The organism is Anaerobiospirillum thomasii (genome assembly GCF_900445255.1).
GTDB lineage: Bacteria > Pseudomonadota > Gammaproteobacteria > Enterobacterales > Succinivibrionaceae > Anaerobiospirillum_A > Anaerobiospirillum_A thomasii.
On the sequence record NZ_UAPU01000009.1, the window covers coordinates 1 to 22,670 of the forward strand.

Sequence of the window (22,670 nt, forward strand, 5' to 3'; positions counted from 1 at the left end):
CCAGCCATCAGCATAGCGGCAAATGATAAGTAAGGATTGGCCATGCAGTCTGGGAAACGAATCTCAATGTGGGCAGTCTTTGGATTCTGAGCTACAGGAATACGGATAGAAGCAGATCTGTTGGATGCTGAGTAAGCCAGCATTACAGGAGCCTCAAAGTGTGGTACTAGTCTCTTGTATGAGTTGGTTGATGGGTTGGTGAAAGCATTCAGGGCCTTGGCGTGCTTGATGATACCGCCTATAAACCATAAAGCTTCCTGAGATAAACCGCCGTACATATTACCGGCAAATGTGTTTACACCATTGCGGGCAATAGACATATGGCAGTGCATACCTGAGCCGTTGTCACCAAAAATTGGCTTTGGCATGAAAGTAGCTGTCTTGTTGTGCTTATTGGCTACATTGTGCACAACATACTTGTAAATCATAACCTCGTCGGCTTTCTTGGTCAGAGTATTGTATTTGGTGGCAATCTCATTCTGGCCACAGGTTGCAACCTCGTGGTGGTGAGCCTCAACTACAAGACCCATATCCTCCATAACCAGACACATCTCTGATCTGATATCCTGAGATGGATCTACAGGAGGTACAGGGAAGTAACCGCCTTTTACAGAAGTGTGGTGACCAAGGTTACCCTGCTCATATTCAGCATCTGTATTCCAGGCAGCCTCATAATCGTCCACCTGATACATACAGCCACCCATCTTGGTTGAGTACTTGACATCATCAAAAAGGAAGAACTCAGGCTCTGGACCTACCAGCACCTCATCACCTAAACCGGTTGAACGCAGATACTCTTCTGCTCTTTTGGCTACAGATCTTGGATCTCTGTCATAACCTGTCATTGTATCTGCCTCAAGAACATCGCAGCGAACAATAATGGTAGGATCAAGGAAGAAAGGATCAATATGTACACTGTCTGGATCAGGCATTAAAATCATGTCTGATTTGTCAATTCCCTTCCATCCTGCCATGGATGAACCGTCAAAAAGCTTGCCCTCAGCAAAGAAGTCCTCATTGATAAGGCTTGCAGGGATAGAGACATGTTGCTCTTTGCCCTTGGTATCGGTAAAACGCAGATCTGCAAACTTTACTTCGTTATCTTTAATGAGCTCGAGCACCTCAGTTACTGACATAATTATCTCCTGAACCTTAAATCTAAGGTTTTGAACTGGTATTACTAAACTGAAACCTGTAAATTGCGGGGAATCTAAAAATATCTTTTTAGATCATATTTAACTTTGTATAATTTTAACAGATAGCCAAGATATCTCACAATCTATATTTACTATATACAATTACTTTCCACTTTAAATACGGCTTTTTTGCCTCAATTTATCAAATTTGCACGCTTTTAGTCCTTATAAATCTATGCTTTGCAATTTTTTTTTATAAATATGCAAGCAAAAATAGATAAATACGTTAAAATACTCACACATTTTTATACTCATCAGAGGGCAATCTCCTCAAAGTCAATACAGGTTTATAAACATGGATGTACAAAAGATCCGCAATATTGCGATCATAGCCCACGTTGATCATGGTAAAACAACTTTAGTTGATAAGCTTTTACGCCAGTCGGGCACTCTTGACAGAACTGAGCTTGGTCAGGAACGCGTGATGGACTCAAATGCCATTGAAAAAGAGCGCGGCATTACTATTCTGTCAAAAAATACAGCCATTAATTACAATGACTACAGAATCAATATCGTAGACACCCCAGGACATGCTGATTTTGGCGGTGAAGTTGAGCGTGTTATGTCAATGGTAGACTGTGTGCTGCTGCTTGTTGATGCAGTTGACGGTCCAATGCCACAGACACGCTTTGTAACTCAGAAGGCATTTGCCAAGGGTCTGAACCCTATTGTTGTTATCAACAAGTGCGACAGACCAGGCGCCCGCCCTGACTGGGTTATAGATCAGGTTTTTGATCTCTTTGATAATCTTGGTGCTACAGATGAACAGCTTGATTTCCCTATCATCTATGCATCTGCTTTATCAGGCTGGGCTTCACTTGATCCTAATGAGCATGGCAACACCATGGATCCTCTTTTTGAAACCATTATAGAGAAAGTATCACCACCTAAGGCTGACAGTGAAGGTCCATTCCAGATGCAGATCTCATCACTTGACTTTACCTCTTATGTTGGTGTTATCGGTGTAGGCCGTGTTACCCGTGGTAAAGCCAAAGCCAATCAGCCTGTAACCATTGTAAGTGCTGACGGTCAGACTAGACAGGGTCGTATAGGTCAGGTGCTAGGTTATCTTGGTCTGCGCCGTAGCGAGGTTGGAGAGGCCTCAGCCGGTGATATTATTGCAGTAACAGGTTTAGGTGAGCTTAAGATTTCAGATACTATCTGCAATCCACAAAATGTAGAGGCACTACCTGCTCTGTCTGTAGATGAGCCTACAGTTTCTATGAACTTCTGTGTCAACACTTCTCCTTTTGCAGGTAAAGAAGGTAAGTTCATCACCTCAAGAAATATTGAGGAAAGATTACGTCAGGAGCTCGTGCACAACGTAGCTTTACGTGTTGAAAACACTACTGATGCAGACAGATTCAAGGTATCCGGTCGTGGGGAGCTGCACCTGTCTGTGCTCATTGAGCAGATGAGACGTGAAGGCTATGAGCTTGGTGTTTCACGCCCTGAGGTTATTTTACATAAAGATGAAAACGGCAAAGTTCTTGAGCCATATGAGGTACTGACTCTAGATCTTGATGAAAACTGCCAGGGCTCTGTAATGGAAGAGCTAGGCCGTCGCAAGGGTGAACTTAAGAATATGTCACCTGATGGCAAGGGCCGTGTACGTCTTGATTACAGAATTCCATCAAGAGGTCTTATAGGTTTCCAGACTTTATATATGACTTTAACCTCAGGTACAGGTCTTATGTATCACACCTTTGAAGAGTATGACGACTTTGTTGGCGGTTCCATTGGTGAGCGTTGTCAACGGCGTTCTTATCTCCAACGATACAGGTAAATCAGTACCATACGCCCTGTGGTTCCTGCAGGAGCGTGGCCGTCTATTTGTAGATGCCGGCGAGGAAATCTATGAAGGTCAGATTATAGGTCTGCACAACAGAGGCAACGATCTTACTGTAAACTGCCTTAAGACCAAGAAGCTGACAAACGTACGCGCTGCAGGCTCTGATGACAACATCATCCTTACCCCTGCTGTGCATATGTCACTTGAGCAGGCTCTTGAGTTTATCAATGATGATGAGCTAGTTGAGGTAACACCAAAGTCCATTCGTATCAGAAAGAAATTCCTCTCAGAGATGGATCGTGTCAAAGCCTTCAGAGCTGCCGGCGGTAAGAAAGCTGAAGAATAAAAAACTTATTGATATAAAGATACAGCCGATATTGACATAAGCCTCAATATCGGCTTTTTTTTGCCTAAAGTCTATAAATGTCTATTTCTATTTTGGTGCATTTGTGTTTTTATTGGTGCGGTTTTTAGCTAATAAGTATTTTTTTATATCAATAATTGTGATAATGCACTAAAATGGATCCGCTAATATAATTAATCGGTGGGTGTTATATGCAATACGATCCTAAAGCTATAATTGAGAGCATCGCTACAGCAATACTTGTAACAGATACAGCTTTACGTATTGTATTTGCAAATACAGCCTCTGAGCAGCTGTTGGGCATGTCTCAGAGCAAACTGCTGACTTTAAAGCTTACAGATCTTATAGACAAGAAACAAAAGAATCTGCTCGACAGTCTGTCAAATTCTATAAAACCAAACTTTCAGGGCTTTACTGCCTCTGATATAGTAATCAGCCCCGAGCCTCACACTCAGATGCGTGTAGATATGAATATCACCTCATATGGTGGTAAAGGAAAAGGTCTGGTGGTTGAAATCAAATCCATTGACTATATGCAAAAGGTCAATGACAACTTCCAAAGACGAACACAGCATCTTGCAGCCTGCGATCTTATAAGATCCCTTGCCCATGAAATCAAGAATCCTCTTGGCGGTATAAGAGGTGCAGCTCAGCTGCTAGAGATGACCTATAACTCAGATGACACATTAAAAGAATACACCAAGGTCATAATCGATCAGACTGACAGACTTAAGAATCTAGTTGATAAACTGCTGGGTCCGCAAAGACCAAATCCGCTGGTGGACTGCAATATTCACTACATTATTGAAAAAGTACTATCTCTTGAATCCATGGAGACTAAAGGCAAGATACGTTTTGAAAAGGACTATGATCCTTCTCTGCCTGAAATCAAGATGGATATGGATGCTATTGAGCAGACACTGCTCAATATTATCTCCAATGCTGTACAGGCTTTAAATGACTCAGAAACAGTGCATCCTATTGTAAAAATCAAAACTCGCGCTATGGCAGGCATGATCATCAATGGGATTAAGTACTCCATGTCCATTGCTATCGATATTACTGATAATGGACCTGGCATCCCTGAGAATATAAGGGAGACAATTTTCTATCCTATGGTAACGTCCAAGCAGGACGGTAATGGTTTGGGTCTTTCAATTGCGCAAAGTATCATAGAAAGACACAATGGCACAATTGACTGCGAAAGTGAAAAAGGTAAGACAACATTCAGAATACTGTTACCTCTTCGCAAAGAAAAAAATAAACAAGGAGCGTAATTTATGGATCCAATGATCTGGGTCATTGACGACGATGCAAGTATTCGTTTCGTTTTTGATAAGGCACTTGATGTCAACTCTATATCACATCGTCTGTTTCAGAATGGCGAGGAGGCCCTTGAGGCTTTAAAGAAAGAAATACCTGATGTTATTGTCTCTGATATAAATATGCCAGGTGTTGATGGTATCTCTCTTATTCAGAAGGTACATGATGTTGATAAGAACATACCTTTTATCATTATCACAGCTCACTCTGATTTAACCGCCGCTATTGATTCATATGAAAAAGGCACCTTTGAATATCTGCCAAAACCTTTTGATATTGAACAGGCCATAAGCTTTATAAGACGTGCAGCCGTGCATAGAGTCAATATGCAAAATAAAAAAGATCAGAATGATCAGCAGCTTCTAGGTGATGCAGAGATTATCGGCAAATCACCTGCCATGCAGGAGGTATTCAAGTTCATTGGCCGTGTCTCAAAGACCGAGGTACCTGTACTTATCCACGGTGAGTCAGGCACAGGCCGCGAGCTAGTAGCTCTTGCCATGCACAATCACTCAGACAGACAGTCAGGTCCTTTTATTTCTGTCAATATGTCATCCATGCCTGCAGATTCAATTGACTTTGAAATCTTCGGCTCTGAGGAGTCACAGCAGGACTGTGCTATTTTCAAGGCCAACAACGGTACACTGTTTATCAATGAAATCAGTGAAATGCCTATAAGCTCACAGACAAGACTTATACAGGTTCTGCAAAGTGGCGAATATATGCCTATTGATGCTACCAAGCCTCACAAGTGCAATGTGCGTATTGTGGCTGCCACCTCAAAGAGTATTGAAGAGCTTGTTGAAAATGAAGGCTTTATTTCCGATCTGTATTACAGACTTAATGTAATTCACATCAATATGCCTCCACTTAGAGACAGAAACAACGATATTCCTATGCTGGCTAAGCACTTTTTAACTCAGTGCGCCATTGAGAATAATACTGAACCAAAGAAACTTACATCAGAGGTTTTAGTATTTCTGTGCCGTCAGCCATGGCCTGGCAATGTGCGTCAGCTTAAAAATCTGTGTAAATACCTTACCATTATGGTTACAGGGCGTGATATTCAACTATCAGATCTGCCATCTGAGTTTTTACATGCCAAGACAGCACAAGTCAAAGTTGCCACTTCAATTACAGGCACATCAAAAGAGCCCGTATCATGGCAAGAGCAACTTAGAAACTGGGTTGACGGCAGACTCAAAGCAGGCGAGACAGATATTCTTGCTGAGGCTGTTCCTGAATTTGAAAGAGTTATGCTTGAGGCAGCTCTGGCATTTACAGGTAATCACAAACAAGAATCAGCAAAGCTTTTAGGCTGGGGAAGAAATACCTTAACCCGCAAAATTAAAGAGCTTAACCTCAAATAACACAATGCAGCAGTAAGCTGCAGTAACTCCTGTATAAAAAAACTCTATTAACAGCGTATATGTTAATAGAGTTTTTTATCTTATCAATACGTATGAGCACATAGACACCATCTTAAATCAAGATCACCGTCAAGTTTACAGGTGACAGAGCATGGTCTTTATTATGTTTTTTTAACCATACCATCTAGATAGTAATTTGTATCTAAAACTCTTTTATTAAGCCTAAAAATATATATTTGATGTTAGAATGTTCACATAATCGAAGCTGTTAAATTTTATACAACTGAAAACTTAATTACATATTTTTATATTGGAGCCGAAAATGTCAGACGATACATTCAAGGAAGTTGTTATAACATCAAGCGATATCATGTTACATCTTTGCGATAGTCTTACCTATGTTATGTCAACTGCAGCTGAAGTTAAAGTTACCTTCACACCAATGGTACAAAGAATTAGACATACCACACTGCGTCCAGATATCGGTACCTTTGTTTTATTCACAGGCTCATTCTCAGGCATGGTAGTACTCAACTTCTCTAAAGAAGCTGCTATGGAGATCTACTCTTCATACATGAGGTATATGGGTTTTACTGCCAATGAAATATCTCAAAACTATACTTCTGATGATGTTGCGGCAACTTTAGGTGAGCTTATGAATCAGATTATAGGAAACTTTACAGGTAAAGTTTCCTCAGAGCTACACTCACATATTACACAGAATCAGCCAAAAATGCTGACTCTGCCGCAACACGTCGAGCTTAACATCAATATGTCTTTAGACAATCCAATTGTAAGACGTATAACTTTCAAGACAGCCAGCGGAGCTGTATTCTATCTTGAGCTTGCCATGGACGATACTGACTTTACCAAGGTCAGAGAATTTGAGGAGCATTCACAGCTAAGCCCTGATGAAATTCTTGAGCAGGCTTTATTATCCAAATAATTTATTCCTTATTACAAGAGACTTACTATGAGCGACACAATTACGACAAAGCCAATTGACTTTAGGCGTACAAAATTCATTACAAGTGCCCCAAATCTTAAGGCTCTGCCTCCTGATATTGGCGCTGAGATTGCTTTTGCAGGTCGCTCAAACTCGGGCAAGTCATCTGCCTTAAATGCCATCTGCGACCAGAGCCGTCTTGCTAAAACCTCTAGAACTCCAGGCCGTACCCGCCTTATCAATCTCTTTGAGGTAACACAGGGCTGTTCCCTAGTGGATTTGCCAGGCTATGGCTATGCAGCCGTTCCTGAAAGCATGAAGCGAGAGTGGCAAAAATCCATGAGTGAATATCTGCAAAAAAGAAATGCTCTGCGCGGCATTGTAGTTACCATGGATATAAGACATCCTTTAAAGGATCACGACCGACTTATTATTGACTGGTCAATTGCAGCAAACCTGCCTGCCCTTATTCTTCTGACCAAAGCTGATAAATTCTCAAGCTCGGCCCGAGCCAAGGCAATAAAGGATCTTAAATATGATCTTATGGAATTTGGCGGTAATTTCACCATAATTGCCTTTTCAGCTCTACGTAAAATCGGTATTGATGAGACACGCAATGTTTTAAGACAGTGGTTTGAGCTGTATAATCCTGTCACCGAAGATTTTGGTGCTGAAGATGGTTTTCAGGAAGATTAAATAATTTAACCAAACATTTTTAAAGACGAGGATAATATGGCACGCAAAGGAACACTATTTATTGTTTCTGCTCCAAGTGGCGCTGGCAAGACATCATTAATTAAAGCACTGCTTGAGCGTTTTAATTATGATGATACTATGCGACTTAGTATTTCTCATACAACGCGTCAGCCACGTCCTGCTGAGGAAAACCATGTAAGCTACCACTTTGTAAGTATCGAAGAATTTGAGTCTCTTATTGAGCGTAATGCCTTTTATGAGTACGCCAAGGTCTTTGACAATTACTATGGAACCTCAAAGGAAATAGTGCAGGAACAGATAAATCAGGGCTATGATGTCTTTCTGGATATAGACTGGCAGGGTGCACGTATTATCAAAGAGCAAAGTCCAGATGCCATAGGTATTTTTATTCTGCCACCTTCAATTGAAGAGCTTAAAAACCGCCTTGTCAGCAGAGGTCAGGACAGTGATGATGTCATTGCAGGCCGTATGGATAAAGCTTTGCGAGAGATATCTCACTATAATGAATATGACTACGTTATTGTAAATGATGATTTTGATACATCTTTAAGTCAGTTGCGCTCAATTGTTCTATCAAGCAGATCTACTCTTGTAAAAGCACAGGCAGAGTATGGTAACTTACTGTCATCATTTAGCGCAAATGAGACAAAGTAAACATTTTAAACCATTTAATATCAAATACATAAAGTCAATTTTATTGATTTTAAGGTTGTATTTACTTTAAATAAAAGTTTCCCAAAAATCTGTACTATTAAACGGCTTCAATATTTGACGCTATCATAAAGGAAAGTTGTTCCACTCAAGAAGCCGTTTAAATAATAGCATATTTAAGTGTCTATGAACTCTTTTTGGGCCTGCCAACCGGTCTTTTAATCTTGTCAGTTTTTTCAATTTTAGGTCTGCCAGGTTTTCTTTTGGGTCCAATAAATTCAGGCTTTTTCTTTGGTCTTCCTCTTGGTTTGGGCTCAGATGTAACTCCTTGCGAGTCCACTTCTTTTTTCTCTTTATGAGGTCGACCAGCTTTAGCTTTTCTAAGTTTTTCAGGTGCCTGCTTATTGGTACAAAGTCCAAGTTTAATTAATGCCTCAAAGCTCGATTTAACCCCCACTTCCCAGTATCCATCATCTAAATCAGGTATGCCTTCAATAGGTGGATCAGTTCTTCTCCATACGGCATTGAGATCTTCCATAAGCTCTCCATATGTTATGCCGTTTAGTACATTATTTTCCTCAAGCTTGTTTAGAATCCTTGATGTAATCAAGGTTGATATGAAGTTTATAAACTCAAGACCCTGCACAGAAAAGTCATTGTGAACTCTTGTCTCATCAAAGTACTCTTCATTTTTATAGCGATTAAACATAAGCTCAAGAAGCCATCGCTCCTTGAATGTCTTATATACAGAAGATGGTTCTAGATCTAAATCTGACTCAAAAACAATCAATCCGGACTTTTCTTCTCTAGATTTATACTCCTGAGCGTCAAATGAGTTGTTTTTTATCGTTCTCATTATGTAGTTTGTATTTTCTTTTGCATAGCCTGATATATCTCTGAAAGAATACAGATAAAGACCGTCTTTTGTTACAACTTTCCTGCAAACTACTGCTTTTTCCTCATATCTGATGGCACTGTCAAACTCTAAAAGAGAATACTCACTGATTCGTACATCATTGCGCCTTATTGGGGTTATATAGTGAAGATCTTTGTGCTCAGCGAGCTCCTGTCTAATTTTATTTGGTGGAAAGCCTTTGTCGGTTACTATAATTCCTTTTTCTATATTATTGTTCCTAATAAAGGCTCTATAAGCAGAGGCATCTATAATGTTTCCAGGTAAAATCATAGAGCATAATGGCTCCATGGTTTCTATTACATAAGCATAGATAATAGAGACATCTCTGCAACCTTTGACACGAGACTTCCTTGAAAAGTTAGACAAATCGTTAACTATACTTGTATTCTGCTTAAGAGTTCCATCTATAGCAATATGACAAGAAGGCAGGAGTCTGTCTATACGTCTTGCATAAAAATCATGCATCAATTGAGAATTTGAGCCAAGGTGGTAGATGAACTTTGCTACTGTATTCTTGCTAAGGCCCACATAAGGTATAAATTTTGAAATAAAACAATGCTCATAGGCGGACTTCAATCTTGTATTTGTAACTCTAGGTCTTATTACCCTTAGCAAGGCCATAGCGAGAATTGTATCCACATCCCCGCACTCATACACGGCCCTCAAATCGTCTTTTATATCGCCGACTACCGAGAAAGCAAGAGCACTGGCTCCATAAGACAATTTATCTGGCATTACTCCCTGAGATACAATTTTAGTCTCTTTGGCAACATAACGACCATCAATAATATGACCAATAATAGCTCCATTGATAGGCTGGGCCTTTCCTTTGGCATCATACTTAGTACCAGATCTTTGACGAACAGCGTACCTATATCTGCCAGTTCCAGATAGAACTACGACAGTATTTGTAGGTCTTGGGACGGCTCTTATATTCTCAGGTATAGACATAACTAAAACCCTCAAAATATTATCTATTAATTAAGATATAACTGTACATATTATATCATATATGTACAGTTAAAATAATATATTTATAGTATTTTTTTATGGATTTTATTAATAATGTCACAATAATAGAGCAAAGAAGAATCTGTTGTTAACAAAGGATTTATGTAATTATTTGGTAAGATTAGGGAGATAGTGAATATGATATAATGAGCTTAAAGTAAATCCCCATTAGTACAGTTTATGGGGAATCTTTTATTTAAAATTAAATATTACATTATTTAAACCACTTTCTCTATTAAGAGGTATATTAAACATGGCTCGTGTAACAGTAGAAGATGCTGTAGCCCAGATTGGAAATCGTTTTGATTTAGTTTTAATTGCAGCACGTCGAGCACGTCAAATTTCTACACAGGGCTCCAAGCCACTTGTTGATGAAGAAAATGATAAGCCTACAGTAATTGCCCTGCGCGAAATTGAAGAAGGTCTGATTACTGAAGAGTTTTTAGATAAACAAGACAGAAAAGAACATCTATGTGAGACATCAACTCTGCCAGCTGACAATGAGTTTGCTCCAATAGATGGTGTTGAAATGTTCAACTAGATATAAGGATAGATTATGGTGCCAGAAAAGACAGATACTACACTGACAGCGTCTGCAGGTATATCTGATTATAATGATTATCCGGCACCATCTAAAGATGTTGTAGCATCTCCTAATTACAATTACTACAATCCTCTACGCGATATTGTCTGCTCATACCTTCCCCTATCACGCATCTGTGAAATAGACAAAGGCTTTTTAATTGCAGATCGTGCTCATGATGGTCAGAAAAGAGCATCTGGTGAGCCTTATATTATCCATCCTATTGCAGTGGCAAGTATCATTGCCCGTATGCATCTTGATGTTGAGTCTGTAATTGCAGCTCTGCTGCATGATGTTGTTGAGGATACCTTTATTACTGAGGCTGACGTAGAAAAAGAGTTTGGTTCAACAGTAAGACAGATTGTCTATGGTGTTACCAAACTTGATAAACTACGCTTTCATGATTACAGAGAAGCACAGGCAGAAAACTTCCGCAAAATGATTCTGGCTATGACCAAGGATATTAGAGTAATCCTGATTAAATTAGCCGACAGAACCCATAATATGCGCACTATTGGCAATCTGCGTCCAGATAAAAGAAAACGTATTGCCAAAGAAACACTTGAGGTCTTTGCCCCTATTGCCAACAGACTAGGTATATCAGAGATTAAATCAGAGCTTGAAGAGCTGGGCATGGCTGCTCTCTATCCTATGCGCTATAGAGTTTTAAAAGCTGCTGTAATCAAAGCCAGAAACAATAGAAAAGAAATTGTAAACAATATACAAGACGCCATAAAGCATAGACTTGATGAGGTTAAAATCCCTTGCAGAGTTCTTGGCCGCGAAAAGAAAATCTACTCCATTTATCAGAAGATGATAAACAAGGAACTGCAGTTTAAAGAAATTATGGATGTATATGCCTTCCGTATCATACTCTCAGATACAGATACCTGTTATAGAGTACTTGGACATATGCACAATCTCTTCAAGCCACGCCCTGGCAGTTTTAAGGACTATATTGCAGTACCAAAAATCAATGGCTATCAGTCATTGCATACATCTTTGGTAGGACCTCATGGCGTGCCAATTGAAATTCAGATAAGAACTGAGTTTATGGATCAGATGTCAGCCCGTGGTGTGGCTGCCCACTGGTCATATAAAGAAAAAGGTTCAGAACCAACATCAACCACTGCGCAGAAAAATGCGCAGCGATGGATTAAAAACCTTATAGATCTGCAAAAAAGCGCCTCATCTGCTATGGACTTTATTGAAGGCGTTAAGACCGATCTGTTCCCTGATGCAATTTATGTGTTTACACCTGATGGCAAGATTTATAATCTGCCAGCCGGTGCCACACCTGTTGACTTTGCCTATGCAGTACATACTGATATCGGCCAGCACTGCGTCGGCGCAAGAGTCAACCACAGAATGTTCCCACTCTCAAGAGCGCTTGAGTCTGGTCAGTCTGTAGAGATTATAACCTCACCAAATGCCGAACCTTCTGCCTTATGGCTGTCATCTGCAGTAACATCAAGGGCAAGATCCAAGATAAGACAGTATCTAAAAGGTCTTAGAACACAAGAATGTGTTCTTATTGGCCGCAGACTGCTACAAAATACCCTTAAGGGAGGCATACGTATTGAGTCTCTGCCACAAAGCGCCATAGACACAATTCTTGCTGAATTTAAAAAGCCTGATCTCAACTCGCTTTTTGTAGATATAGCTTTGGGTAATATTCTTACTGCCATTGTAGCTAAAAGACTGCAGCAGGATATTCCTAACTCTCAGGAAGAAGGTCTGCCTATTACTGGTACAAGCGGTATTCCTTATACCTTTGCCCAATGCTGTATGCCAATTCCAGGAGATCATATCATTGCCCATATTACCCCAGGCAAAGGTCTTGTCATCCATAACTACAACTGCTCAAATATAAGAGATATGTCCAAGGATCCTAATAAATTTACAAATGTTGAATGGGATCTTGCAGTTGCATCAAATTTAGACTTCCAGACAGGTCTTAGAATAGAGCTTGAAAACAGACAGGGAATACTCTCAGAAATTTCCAATGCTGTTGATGTTGCAGGCTCACGTATTGAATCTATCAATTCAGATATCAAAGAAGACTCAATTTATATCATAAATCTTACCGTTACCGTGCGCGACAGAATACATCTTGCTGGTGTAATGCGCAGAATAAAAGCTGTACCTAATGTTCTTAAAATCTTTAGAAGACGTTAAACTAAATCACTCTTTGATTAAAGATCTTGAATATGAAATTCAAAATGAATCTGCTATTGAGGAGTACTTCTTTGATAGAGTTGATAATACCTTTATATCATATGGTAAATTAAACCTTTCTGTTTTATCTGTCACCAAGGTAGATGCTGCGCAGAATCTTGTAATCATTCCGGGTCGTGGCGAGTGTGAATATAAATATGCCTATCTGCTTTACTGTCTTAAAGATATAAATATCAATATTTATATACTCTTTGTCAGAGGCAATGGCAAATCATCACGTTATTTTAAAGATTCTCCTAAATGTCATATTGAAAGTTTTAGTGAATATACAGATGATATTGATCTGATTTTATCCAGACTTAATATTAATAACTACGTTTTGATGGCATTTTCTCTTGGCTGTCTTATCTCACTTAGTTACTACATCAGGTATAACAACAAACCACAAAAGATGGCCCTGCTGGCTCCTTTTATATATCCTTACTTTAAGCTGCCAGATTCTATCTTATTTAATTTTACAAAGCTTATGTCCCTGTGTGGCTTTAAGAGGTCTTATACTCCGCACGGCAAAGATTACTCTTTTATACCTTTTAATCAAAACCATCATACACACTGTCAGTATCGCTACGAGAAATACCATAAATACTATGCACAGCACCCACAGCTGCCATCTGGTGGGCCTACCTACAATTTTGTCTATAAATCCATGCTTGAACAAAAATACCTGCTTGAGAAAGATTTTAGTTCTGATATTCCTGTTCTGTCAGTTATATCCATGGAAGATAAGGTTGTAAACCCTACCCATGCCTTAGAGTTTTTTAAAAGACACAGCATATCTGATCAAAACCCACAGATTTTTCTTGCTCATGGTGCCTACCATGATCTTTTAAATGAAGAGAGCAAATTTCAGACACTTTCACTGGGCGCAGCCCTTGAGTTTTTAATCGGAGAATTTATAAAGTGACACAGGTTATAAATGATAATTCTGATAAGAGAATTCCAGTTAATATTATTACAGGCTTTTTAGGCAGTGGAAAAACCACTCTTTTAAATAACTGGGTAAATTCAGATACATTTAAAGATACATTGGTTTTAATCAATGAGTTTGGTGATGTCGGTCTTGATCATGAGCTTGTTCAGGCTGTAGATGATACTGTAGTTCTATTAGGATCTGGCTGTATCTGTTGTCAGTTGCAGGGCGAGCTTGTAGACAGTCTGGTTCAGAACCTGACTAAATCACGCAACGGCACCATACCTAAATTTGACCGTGTGCTAATTGAAACAACAGGTCTTGCTGATCCTTCTGGTGTTATTTCAACTCTCAATGCCGATGAGTTTATCATGGATAATTTCTGTTATGACGGTACAGTTACTGTTCTTGACGGTCAATTTGTAAGAGAGCAGTTAAAGACACAGTATGAGGCTGTAAAACAAATTGCTCTTGCAGATCTTATCCTCATATCTAAAACCGATCTTATCGACCAGGATGAAATAGATGCAATTTATGAAGTCACACAGAAGATAAATGACTCATGCAAAATCTATCCTATAGTAAAAGGCAACATAGACCCCCATATTATTGACGATATAGGCCCTTACAGGAACAATCCTAGTGTAACTACAGAAAAAGTCTCTTCATGGCTTAATATCAAAAAAATCGACGGTGTAGCTACATCTTTTAGACCGGTTAAGGTTGAAGAGTCTATCGGTCTGGCCAAACCTAAGATTATTGCTCATACAAATATAGACAGTTTCTGTATTGTTCATAAGGATCCAATAGATGCGCTTGCCCTGCTATCAGCTATAAGCATTGTTCAGCAGCAGTATGGCGACTCTATTTTGCGCATCAAGGGTATTATCAATATTACCAATCAGCAAAAGCCTGTGGTTATACATGGAGTTCAGGGTAATCTCTACCCTCTGACAGAGCTTGATAACTGGCCTGATGATGACCACACCTCAAAGCTGGTCTTTATCGTAAGACAGACTGTTTTAGAGCAGATAAAGCATATATTTGAACAGGCTTTAAATAACCCAGATGAGTCAACTATAGGCTATTACAGGCAAATGCTGCAGGAGGCTGGTATAGAATAAGTATCAGCCACTTGGAAGTATATAAAAAACCCCAGCATGATTTTGAACTGCCGGGGTTTATTGTTTTTATATGAATATGGTTTAAACCATATTAATAATTACTTGGTGCCTTCACCCTGTACTACGATCTCTACACGACGATCTGGACCTAAGCACTCAATTAATTTTGCTCTTGATAAGCCATCGCACTTATCACCAGTAACTGGATCAGCCTCGCCGTAGCCAGCGCTGGTTACCTTTGAAGCCTCAACACCGTTTGCAATCAGGGCATCAGTTACAGCCTGAGCTCTCTTCTCAGAAAGCTTGAGGTTATACTGCTCGTTACCGATTCTGTCAGTGTAGCCCTTAACATCATAGCTTACGTCATTGAGGTTCTGAGCCTTAACATCGGCAACTACACCGGCGATCTGGTTGACACCGTCATCTGACAGCTTAGAACCGTCAAATGGGAATAAGGCGCCTGCATCTAATGAGTAGTTATACTGCTGTGGAGCTGGAGCTGGTTTTGCAACTGGAGCAGGAGCAGGAGCAGGAGCTGGAGCTGGACGACCGAAGGTGTACTGCAGACCAACATAGGCATAACCTAAATCAGACTCAATTTCAGCACCCTTTGAATCAGCCTCAAACTGAACAGCACCAAATACGTGATCGTAACCTGCACGCAGACCTAAACCATTGTCAAATACGTACTGAACGCCAGCACCGACAACTGGTCTCCAGTTGTTGCTGTGATCGCCGTTATAGTTGGCCTGAGCGTACATACCACCAGCTTTAAAGAAGACATCAGAACCAGTCTCTGAAAGTGGGTAAGCCAGTCTTAAGGCAAACTGTGGGCCGCGAACTGACAGGTTATGATCCTTCTTTGCAGCCTTATCGGTAGCCTCAAAACCACCTAAGTACTGATAGGCAGTCTCAACACCAATCCATGATGTAAAGTCATAACCAAAATAGGCGCCTACGGCATAACCGCTCTTATCGCTTATTTTGGCATACTCATTTGAACCGGCCTCTAAGAATGAGAAACCACCAAGAACACCTACTGAAGCTGTTTGTGGAACTGCAGCATAGGCACATGACATTGAACCAACAGCTAATGCTACTGAAAGTGCTAATAAATTCTTTTTCATAATAATTATCCTTTGCCTATTTAGGCTAAATTTAATGTAATAATTCTATAATACTTTACATTTTTATGCCATATGTCAGTTTAGCAAATTATATATTTAAATCAAGATAAAGCCCATAAACACGCACAATCTATTATGTCATACTCTTGAACCTTAATATGACATTTTAAATATGAAGTATATAACCCCTCAAAATAATAAAAGGGCGCATATAATTATGCCCCCTTCTACACTTTATTTTGCTGATTGTAAATTTTATTACAATAAAACTTTTGCCTTTCTTATAAATATTGATTATAAGCAGGCCTTGGCTGCCTCTAAAGCTGCATCATAGTTAGGCTCATTGGTGATCTCGCCTACGAGCTCAACGTACGCAACCTTGCCTTCCTTATCAACAACGATAACGGCACGGGTCAGTAAACCGCGTAATACAGTGTCAGCGATCTCAAGACCATAAGCCTCACCAAAGTTTGAGTCATTTCTGAAGTCTGACAGGGTAACAACATTCTCAATACCCTCAGCCTGGCAGAATCTTGATGAAGCAAATGGAAGATCCTTAGATATGCACAGAACCTCAGCACCTAAACCAGCTGCTTTCTGATTGAAGGCTCTTGCAGATGCCTGGCATACTGGGGTGTCAAGGCTTGGAACAACTGATAAAACTAATACTTTTCCTTTGTTGGCGGCTAATTCGTAGTCGCTCAGGTCGCCCTTGCACATTACAAAGTTAGGTGCAACGTCGCCAACCTTAACAAGTGAGCCCTTAACATTTACCGCTGCCTGCTGAAAAGTAACTTGAGTCATTTAAAATTTCTCCTAAATAAATTTTGCGTTTTCTTTATTATACATTCGTCAATTTTTTAAGGTGCCTATTTTATTTCATTCAATAAATTTTATTATGTAGCTTTTAGAAATAGAGCGAAAGAAATGCGTATTGCAATAATGCAAAGATTACTGTATAGTCTTAATTTCTTGGGGTATTTTGGATGGTGCTGGCTGTAGGCTTCGAACCCACGACCCCCTGTTTACAAAACAGGTGCTCTACCAACTGAGCTAAGCCAGCAAAGGAAAGTGAGCTCATTATATCAATAAGTTTTATAATTGCAAGAATTTTTTAAAAAATGAATAATTTTTTTTTAGACTGTCTTGGACTTAGGTGTCCAGACCCTTTGACTATGATAAGAAGCAAGATGCGCACTCTAAATATAGGAGACACACTAGAGGTACTTTCTGATGACCCTGTATCTCAAAGAGACATTCCTGCCTACTGTAAATTTATGGGTCATGAGCTTACTCAAGGCTGTGATAATAATCAGTATAAATATAACATTACCAAGTGCAAATAATTACTTTATATCAGATAAATAAAGCTAAGAATTGCCTTTTCTGCTAAAATGCTATTTATTTTTTACACTGTAGTTACGGACTATAGACTATGTCAAATAAATACGACTTACAGACCTTTCAGGGTCTGATTTTTACTTTACAGGATTACTGGATGTCAAAGGGCTGTATGGTAGCTCAGCCTTTCGACCTTGAGGTTGGAGCTGGAACCTCTCACCCAATGACTTTCCTCAGATCAATCGGTCCTGAACCTATATGCTGTGCATATGTACAGCCTTCAAGAAGACCTACTGATGGAAGATATGGTGAAAACCCTAACAGATTACAGCACTACTATCAGTTTCAGGTTATTTTAAAACCTTCCCCTGATGATATTCAGGATCTGTATCTTGGTTCTTTAAAAGAGCTTGGCTTTGATCCTACAGTCAATGATATACGTTTTGTTGAGGATAACTGGGAGAACCCAACCTTAGGTGCTTGGGGCTTAGGCTGGGAAGTCTGGCTCAATGGCATGGAGGTATCTCAGTTTACATACTTCCAGCAGGTCGGAGGACTTAGCTGCTATCCAGTAACAGGCGAGCTCACCTATGGTCTTGAGAGACTGGCCATGTACATTCAAGGCAAGAACTCAATTTACGATCTTGTATGGGCCAATACCAAAACCGGTGTTGTTACCTACGGAGATATATTTCACCAGAACGAAGTTGAGCAGTCAGCTTATAACTTTGAGCATGCTGATACTGAATTCCTCTTTAAGATGTTTGATCAGATGGAGCAGGAGAGCAGTAATCTACTAGCTCTTGAAAAGCCACTGCCATTACCTGCATATGAGAGAATTCTAAAAGCAGCTCACTGCTTTAACCTTTTAGATGCACGCCACGCAATTTCTGTAACAGAAAGACAAAGATATATTCTTCGTATCAGAACATTATCAAAGTCAGTTGCAGAGGCTTATTACAAATCTCGTGAAGCTCTTGGTTTCCCAATGTGCTCCAAATAACAGACTAAAAGGATTCAACAATGTCTAACAAAAATCTTTTACTAGAGCTGGGAACTGAGGAGTTACCGCCAAAGTCTTTAAGAAAACTGTCTACTGCACTTCTAGACGAGTTTACCAAAAGACTTGATGGTGCAGGCTTAAAGTATGATGAGGCAAAATGGTATGCCACACCTCGCCGTCTGTCTTTATTTATAGCCTCCCTTGATGAAAAGCAGGAAGATAGAGAAATTGAAATCAAAGGTCCATCTGTCAAAGTTGCTTATGATGCTAATGGCGAACCAACCAAAGCAGCACTAGGCTGGGCCAACTCCAATGGTGTTGATATTAAAGATGTATCTACATTAAAGACTGAGAAAGGCGAGTGGCTTTATATCAAGTCCTTAAAGAAAGGAGATGATACAACATCTTTAATTCCTCAGATGTTCAAAGAATCATTAGAGTCTTTACCTATCCCTAAGCTCATGCACTGGGGCGATAAGAAAGAAGAGTTTGTTCGTCCGGTACATACACTGTGCATGTTATTTGGATCTGATTTAATTTCTGGCACCATATTAGGTCTGCAGAGCGGTACCAAACTACTTGGTCATAGGTTTATGGGTAAGCAGCAGGTCGAGCTTACATCAGCCGATAACTACCTTTCATTATTAGAAAATGAAGGTTACGTCATTGCAGATTATGAAAGACGTAAAACTATGATTAAAGAGCAGGTAATTGCTCTAGCAAACTCTATTGGTGGTCAGGCAGATCTTGATGAGGATCTACTTGAAGAGGTAACATCATTAGTTGAGTACCCTCACGCATTTTTAGCATCATTTGAAGAGAGATTCCTACAGGTTCCTTCAGAAGCTCTTGTATACACCATGAAGGGCGATCAGAAGTATTTCCCAATTATGATGCACAAAACAAGCTATTGCCTAAATTCATATTTATTTCTAATATCAACCCATCAGATACAACCTCACTCATATCTGGTTACGAGAGAGTAGTAAGACCAAGACTGTCAGATGCAGAGTTCTTCTTCAAGACAGATAGAAAACACTCACTAGAATCATACTTTGATAAATTAACCAATGTTATTTATCAAAAAGATATTGGTACTATTGCCTACAGATCTGAAATTGTAGAACAGGTTGCAGCTTATATTGGCGAACAAATAGGCGCAGATCAGGCTCTGTGTAAAAGAGCTTCTCATCTGGCCAAATGCGATCTGGCAACAACACTTGTTAACGAGTTTACAGATACCCAGGGTATTATGGGTATGCACTATGCAAGACTCGACGGTGAAAATGCTGATGTTGCAGATGCTATATTTGAACAGTACCTGCCAAGATTTGCAGGCGACAAGGTACCAACTGGCAAGGTTCAGATCGCTCTAAGTCTTGCTGAGAAGATCACTACCTTAGTAGCAATTTTCGGAATTAATCTTGCTCCTAAGGAGATAAAGATCCTTACGGTTAAGAAGAGCTGCAATTGGCGTTATTCGTATTATGCTAGAGAACAAGCTAGATATGAATCTTAACAAGTTGCTGTCTTTCACCTATGACCTGCTAACTAAGAAGATGCAGTCCAAGACAACTGTTAGCAGATGTTCAGATTATGTATTTAATAGATTAAAGGCCTACTATAAAGACCTTGATATCGGTGCTGAAATATTCAATGCAGTATATGCAAATACACCAGACTCAATCTTAGATTTTGACAAGCGTGTATATGCCGTTAAAAGAATTTAAGGCATTAGATGCAGCATCTGATCTTGCAGCTGCCTACAAGCGCGTTGCTAATATTCTTTCTAAAGCTGAGAACGTAAGTGATTCTATCAACGAGTCACTGTTAGAAGATAGCAATGAGAAACAACTTGTAGAACGCTTAGCTGCAATACTACCTGTTGTAAGCTCATACTATGAGAAGAAAGATTATCTTCAGGCTCTTTCAACTCTCTCAGAGCTGCGTGAAGATGTAGATAACTTCTTTGAGAATGTAATGGTAAATGTTGAAGATATTAATATCAAAAATAATAGACTTTCAATACTATTAAATCTCAAGATGGTTCTTGCAAAGACCGCAGATATTTCGGTTTTATATTAAGCTTTATATGGAGAGTGGCTTCAGCCACTCTCTTCTTTTGTAAACAATGTTAATTTAACTCATATATCCCACCTATCTAATTTACAAATTATTATCAACTTTGTTAAGAAATTTTGCTGTAAGACTTTTCTCTATAACTCAACACCACTAAATTACTACGTGCTTAAGTTTTTAATGACAGTATCAGTCGGCATATTATCCACCATAAATAGAAAAGTACTACAAATTTTTACTTAATGTTAAACATCAGGTCGTAGGAAATTGCACACTAAGAGATATAATTGTTTTAGCTTCATCATGCGAAGATGGAGATGCAATGATATACTCCCCTTCACAAAATTAAAATCAATATGTTCAGATAGATCACCGCAAGAGAGTTTCAACTATCTTAAGATTTATTCCTGCCATTACAGACGGATGCATAATGTTTTGAATTCTTATTTTCTTCTTAAGTTCACTAAATAAGAGTCATACACTGGCTATCTGCATTAAGACTATTGAAAATCGACAATCAGTTTTCATCAATTGTTCCACGAGGAAAACTATCATACTCAACTAAACTAGCCGGTAGTTAATATATAAATATAATGCAATACATACAATATTCCAAATCTCTGCAGTTTCCTTTTCCATTATCAATCAAATAACCTGGGAAAGACTGCAGTGGATACATTATTTAATACAATAATAAACATAAATACTAGATATCGTTCCACGTGGAGCATATTATTTGGTGGTATTTTTGCAAACATTTGCAATGGTTGTTCGATACACTATTGTCCCAAGTGAATAATTGATTTGTAGTTGAGATTAAGAAAATTGTAATCATGATTTAATAAAATTCGATAGCGAACTTCCACGTGGAACAAGTTTTCTAAATATAACCATATATGTATACAGATTTCTATCCTTGTAAAAGTAATTCTGCATAATCTCCATGCTGTATGGTTATAATGTTAGCTTACGCTTTACATTATTGATATACCAATAAATAATTGTAAATACTGGTGTGAAAATTTCAATTACATATTAATAATAATTAGAATAGAAGAACTACTTGTGAATAGTTCATATTAAGATTAAAGTCTAATATTCAACTTTTGAAAGAGGAAAACTGTTCACAAACTTTCATATACACATTCTTATACTATACCAGGATCAGGAATTCATGCTACTTTAAGTTACTCAGATCCTCTGCTCCACGTGGAACATAATGCATATAAAAAACTTCTCTATATACATTTATATTATCTATCATTTAAGATGTCATTTAAGAACTATAACTGCATCGTCTAATTTTCAATATCTTAATTTAATAGATAAAGCGCTTATTGTGAAAAAAATAAATCTACAGTAATTATTGGGATCAAATATCTTATATGTTCTATTTAGCAATCACAAAGTACATTTAACACTTTGTTTCAATATTCATAGTTTAAACATTTTTAATATTGATTTCTTTCCAATATGGTAGATACTTATGGTATTGAAATTTATAGTCCACGTAAATATACGAATAATAACTCTATTAGAATGGAGCTACGCATAATTTCGAGTTGGATTTTTAATCACTCTATATTTAGATCTTTAGTTTTACTACCTATACTGTTCCACGTGGAACATAAATTACCTACCTTGTATCTATAAAGTTTAAAATGAAAAATAGTTAAAATAATCAACTATTAACTTATCTCTATCTGAGTGAATCTAATCACTATTTTTAAATATATAACCTCAGAAATTTGATTCATTATAAGTGCGCTGTTTAACTGGATTTATTAATACTTAAGTGAAACTACAAAATTAATCGATGTACTTATCATTATATAATTCTGATAAAGATTAATATTATATTGAATGATTATCTGCTAATTCCTTAGAGCTAATACAAATATTCTTATATGTAAAATTACTGAAACTAAATTTTAATTAAGTATATATGTATATCCGACCAGAATATTTTTATTATAATT

Annotated in this window: 19 protein-coding genes, 1 tRNA gene and 1 pseudogene; 16 read left to right on the forward strand and 5 right to left on the reverse strand. The window is 38.5% G+C overall.

What is annotated here, in order from left to right; genetic code table 11:
* On the reverse strand, positions 1-1,136 hold a 1,136-nt coding region (glnA, locus tag DRZ93_RS13240; RefSeq protein ID WP_113746762.1), incomplete at its 3' end, for a type I glutamate--ammonia ligase.
* A gap of 355 nt (positions 1,137-1,491) precedes the next feature.
* Between glnA and typA the strand changes: the two are divergent.
* The 6 genes and pseudogenes from typA (at position 1,492) to gmk (ending at position 8,362) form a co-directional block, all read left to right on the forward strand.
* Positions 1,492-3,334, forward strand: a pseudogene (typA, locus tag DRZ93_RS13245) (translational GTPase TypA).
* A gap of 209 nt (positions 3,335-3,543) precedes the next feature.
* Complete coding sequence (gene glnL, locus DRZ93_RS13250) at positions 3,544-4,629, forward strand: nitrogen regulation protein NR(II) (RefSeq protein WP_113743385.1); 1,086 nt, start codon at positions 3,544-3,546, stop codon at positions 4,627-4,629.
* A gap of 3 nt (positions 4,630-4,632) precedes the next feature.
* Entirely contained in the window at positions 4,633-6,045 is a 1,413-nt protein-coding gene (locus tag DRZ93_RS13255) for a sigma 54-interacting transcriptional regulator (RefSeq protein ID WP_113743384.1), read from the forward strand.
* Positions 6,046-6,367: 322 nt separating this feature from the next.
* Positions 6,368-6,991: a DUF3334 family protein gene (locus DRZ93_RS13260; RefSeq protein ID WP_113743383.1), complete on the forward strand. Its 624-nt coding sequence runs from the start codon at positions 6,368-6,370 to the stop codon at positions 6,989-6,991.
* A 27-nt stretch (positions 6,992-7,018) separates the two neighbouring features.
* A complete protein-coding gene (gene yihA, locus DRZ93_RS13265) occupies positions 7,019-7,687 on the forward strand; it encodes a ribosome biogenesis GTP-binding protein YihA/YsxC (RefSeq protein WP_113743382.1) in 669 nt (222 codons plus the stop codon).
* 36 nt (positions 7,688-7,723) lie between these two features.
* Complete coding sequence (gene gmk, locus DRZ93_RS13270; RefSeq protein ID WP_113746692.1) at positions 7,724-8,362, forward strand: guanylate kinase; 639 nt, start codon at positions 7,724-7,726, stop codon at positions 8,360-8,362.
* A 181-nt stretch (positions 8,363-8,543) separates the two neighbouring features.
* On the opposite strand, the gene DRZ93_RS13275 is transcribed toward gmk, so the two are convergent.
* The gene (locus DRZ93_RS13275; protein WP_113745435.1) at positions 8,544-10,226 is read right to left on the reverse strand and encodes a transposase; all 1,683 of its coding nucleotides are present in this window, start codon (positions 10,224-10,226) and stop codon (positions 8,544-8,546) included.
* A 313-nt stretch (positions 10,227-10,539) separates the two neighbouring features.
* On the opposite strand from DRZ93_RS13275, the gene rpoZ reads away from it, so the two are divergent.
* Genes rpoZ through DRZ93_RS13295 form a run of 4 tightly spaced genes read left to right on the forward strand, consistent with a single transcriptional unit; the run spans position 10,540 to position 15,141 of the window.
* A complete protein-coding gene (gene rpoZ / locus DRZ93_RS13280) occupies positions 10,540-10,827 on the forward strand; it encodes a DNA-directed RNA polymerase subunit omega (RefSeq protein WP_113743380.1) in 288 nt (95 codons plus the stop codon).
* A 15-nt stretch (positions 10,828-10,842) separates the two neighbouring features.
* A complete protein-coding gene (spoT, locus tag DRZ93_RS13285; RefSeq protein WP_113746693.1) occupies positions 10,843-13,047 on the forward strand; it encodes a bifunctional GTP diphosphokinase/guanosine-3',5'-bis pyrophosphate 3'-pyrophosphohydrolase in 2,205 nt (734 codons plus the stop codon).
* Entirely contained in the window at positions 13,019-14,011 is a 993-nt protein-coding gene (locus tag DRZ93_RS13290; RefSeq protein ID WP_113746694.1) for an alpha/beta fold hydrolase, read from the forward strand. The genes spoT and DRZ93_RS13290 overlap by 29 nt, the downstream gene beginning before the upstream one ends.
* Entirely contained in the window at positions 14,008-15,141 is a 1,134-nt protein-coding gene (locus DRZ93_RS13295) for a CobW family GTP-binding protein (protein ID WP_113743377.1), read from the forward strand. The genes DRZ93_RS13290 and DRZ93_RS13295 overlap by 4 nt, the downstream gene beginning before the upstream one ends.
* A gap of 98 nt (positions 15,142-15,239) precedes the next feature.
* Here the strand turns inward: DRZ93_RS13295 and DRZ93_RS13300 are convergent, their stop codons facing one another.
* From DRZ93_RS13300 to DRZ93_RS13310, 3 genes are all read right to left on the reverse strand, one after another.
* Positions 15,240-16,268, reverse strand: coding sequence for an OmpA family protein (locus tag DRZ93_RS13300; RefSeq protein WP_113746695.1), 1,029 nt, complete (start codon positions 16,266-16,268; stop codon positions 15,240-15,242).
* 294 nt (positions 16,269-16,562) lie between these two features.
* Complete coding sequence (gene tpx / locus DRZ93_RS13305) at positions 16,563-17,072, reverse strand: thiol peroxidase (protein WP_113743375.1); 510 nt, start codon at positions 17,070-17,072, stop codon at positions 16,563-16,565.
* A gap of 183 nt (positions 17,073-17,255) precedes the next feature.
* Positions 17,256-17,331 (reverse strand) — tRNA-Thr (locus DRZ93_RS13310).
* Between the two features lie 58 nt (positions 17,332-17,389).
* On the opposite strand from DRZ93_RS13310, the gene tusA reads away from it, so the two are divergent.
* The 6 genes from tusA (at position 17,390) to DRZ93_RS13825 (ending at position 20,697) form a co-directional block, all read left to right on the forward strand.
* Positions 17,390-17,614, forward strand: coding sequence for a sulfurtransferase TusA (tusA, locus tag DRZ93_RS13315; RefSeq protein ID WP_113743374.1), 225 nt, complete (start codon positions 17,390-17,392; stop codon positions 17,612-17,614).
* Positions 17,615-17,703: 89 nt separating this feature from the next.
* A complete protein-coding gene (gene glyQ, locus DRZ93_RS13320; RefSeq protein WP_113743373.1) occupies positions 17,704-18,612 on the forward strand; it encodes a glycine--tRNA ligase subunit alpha in 909 nt (302 codons plus the stop codon).
* A 20-nt stretch (positions 18,613-18,632) separates the two neighbouring features.
* Positions 18,633-19,598 carry a glycine--tRNA ligase subunit beta gene (glyS, locus tag DRZ93_RS13810; RefSeq protein WP_245933823.1) on the forward strand — a complete coding sequence of 322 codons (966 nt, stop codon included), beginning with the start codon at positions 18,633-18,635 and terminating at the stop codon, positions 19,596-19,598.
* Positions 19,523-20,131, forward strand: coding sequence for a glycine--tRNA ligase subunit beta (locus DRZ93_RS13815; RefSeq protein WP_245933824.1), 609 nt, complete (start codon positions 19,523-19,525; stop codon positions 20,129-20,131). The genes glyS and DRZ93_RS13815 overlap by 76 nt, the downstream gene beginning before the upstream one ends.
* Positions 20,100-20,342: a hypothetical protein gene (locus DRZ93_RS13820; RefSeq protein WP_245933825.1), complete on the forward strand. Its 243-nt coding sequence runs from the start codon at positions 20,100-20,102 to the stop codon at positions 20,340-20,342. Before DRZ93_RS13815 ends, DRZ93_RS13820 begins: the two co-directional genes overlap by 32 nt.
* Complete coding sequence (locus DRZ93_RS13825; RefSeq protein WP_245933826.1) at positions 20,323-20,697, forward strand: DALR anticodon-binding domain-containing protein; 375 nt, start codon at positions 20,323-20,325, stop codon at positions 20,695-20,697. Before DRZ93_RS13820 ends, DRZ93_RS13825 begins: the two co-directional genes overlap by 20 nt.
* Positions 20,698-22,670 lie beyond the last annotated feature (1,973 nt).

What these genes read in the sequence shown, in the direction of transcription:
- glnL (WP_113743385.1), top strand. Translation starts at nt 3,544, where the DNA reads ATGCAATACGATCCTAAAGCTATAATTGAGAGCATCGCTACAGCAATA.
- DRZ93_RS13255 (WP_113743384.1), top strand. Translation starts at nt 4,633, where the DNA reads ATGGATCCAATGATCTGGGTCATTGACGACGATGCAAGTATTCGTTTC.
- DRZ93_RS13260 (WP_113743383.1), top strand. Translation starts at nt 6,368, where the DNA reads ATGTCAGACGATACATTCAAGGAAGTTGTTATAACATCAAGCGATATC.
- yihA (WP_113743382.1), top strand. Translation starts at nt 7,019, where the DNA reads ATGAGCGACACAATTACGACAAAGCCAATTGACTTTAGGCGTACAAAA.
- gmk (WP_113746692.1), top strand. Translation starts at nt 7,724, where the DNA reads ATGGCACGCAAAGGAACACTATTTATTGTTTCTGCTCCAAGTGGCGCT.
- DRZ93_RS13275 (WP_113745435.1), bottom strand. Translation starts at nt 10,226, where the DNA reads ATGTCTATACCTGAGAATATAAGAGCCGTCCCAAGACCTACAAATACT.
- rpoZ (WP_113743380.1), top strand. Translation starts at nt 10,540, where the DNA reads ATGGCTCGTGTAACAGTAGAAGATGCTGTAGCCCAGATTGGAAATCGT.
- spoT (WP_113746693.1), top strand. Translation starts at nt 10,843, where the DNA reads ATGGTGCCAGAAAAGACAGATACTACACTGACAGCGTCTGCAGGTATA.
- DRZ93_RS13290 (WP_113746694.1), top strand. Translation starts at nt 13,019, where the DNA reads ATGTTCTTAAAATCTTTAGAAGACGTTAAACTAAATCACTCTTTGATT.
- DRZ93_RS13300 (WP_113746695.1), bottom strand. Translation starts at nt 16,268, where the DNA reads ATGAAAAAGAATTTATTAGCACTTTCAGTAGCATTAGCTGTTGGTTCA.
- tpx (WP_113743375.1), bottom strand. Translation starts at nt 17,072, where the DNA reads ATGACTCAAGTTACTTTTCAGCAGGCAGCGGTAAATGTTAAGGGCTCA.
- tusA (WP_113743374.1), top strand. Translation starts at nt 17,390, where the DNA reads ATGAATAATTTTTTTTTAGACTGTCTTGGACTTAGGTGTCCAGACCCT.
- glyQ (WP_113743373.1), top strand. Translation starts at nt 17,704, where the DNA reads ATGTCAAATAAATACGACTTACAGACCTTTCAGGGTCTGATTTTTACT.
- glyS (WP_245933823.1), top strand. Translation starts at nt 18,633, where the DNA reads ATGTCTAACAAAAATCTTTTACTAGAGCTGGGAACTGAGGAGTTACCG.
- DRZ93_RS13820 (WP_245933825.1), top strand. Translation starts at nt 20,100, where the DNA reads ATGCTAGAGAACAAGCTAGATATGAATCTTAACAAGTTGCTGTCTTTC.
- DRZ93_RS13825 (WP_245933826.1), top strand. Translation starts at nt 20,323, where the DNA reads ATGCCGTTAAAAGAATTTAAGGCATTAGATGCAGCATCTGATCTTGCA.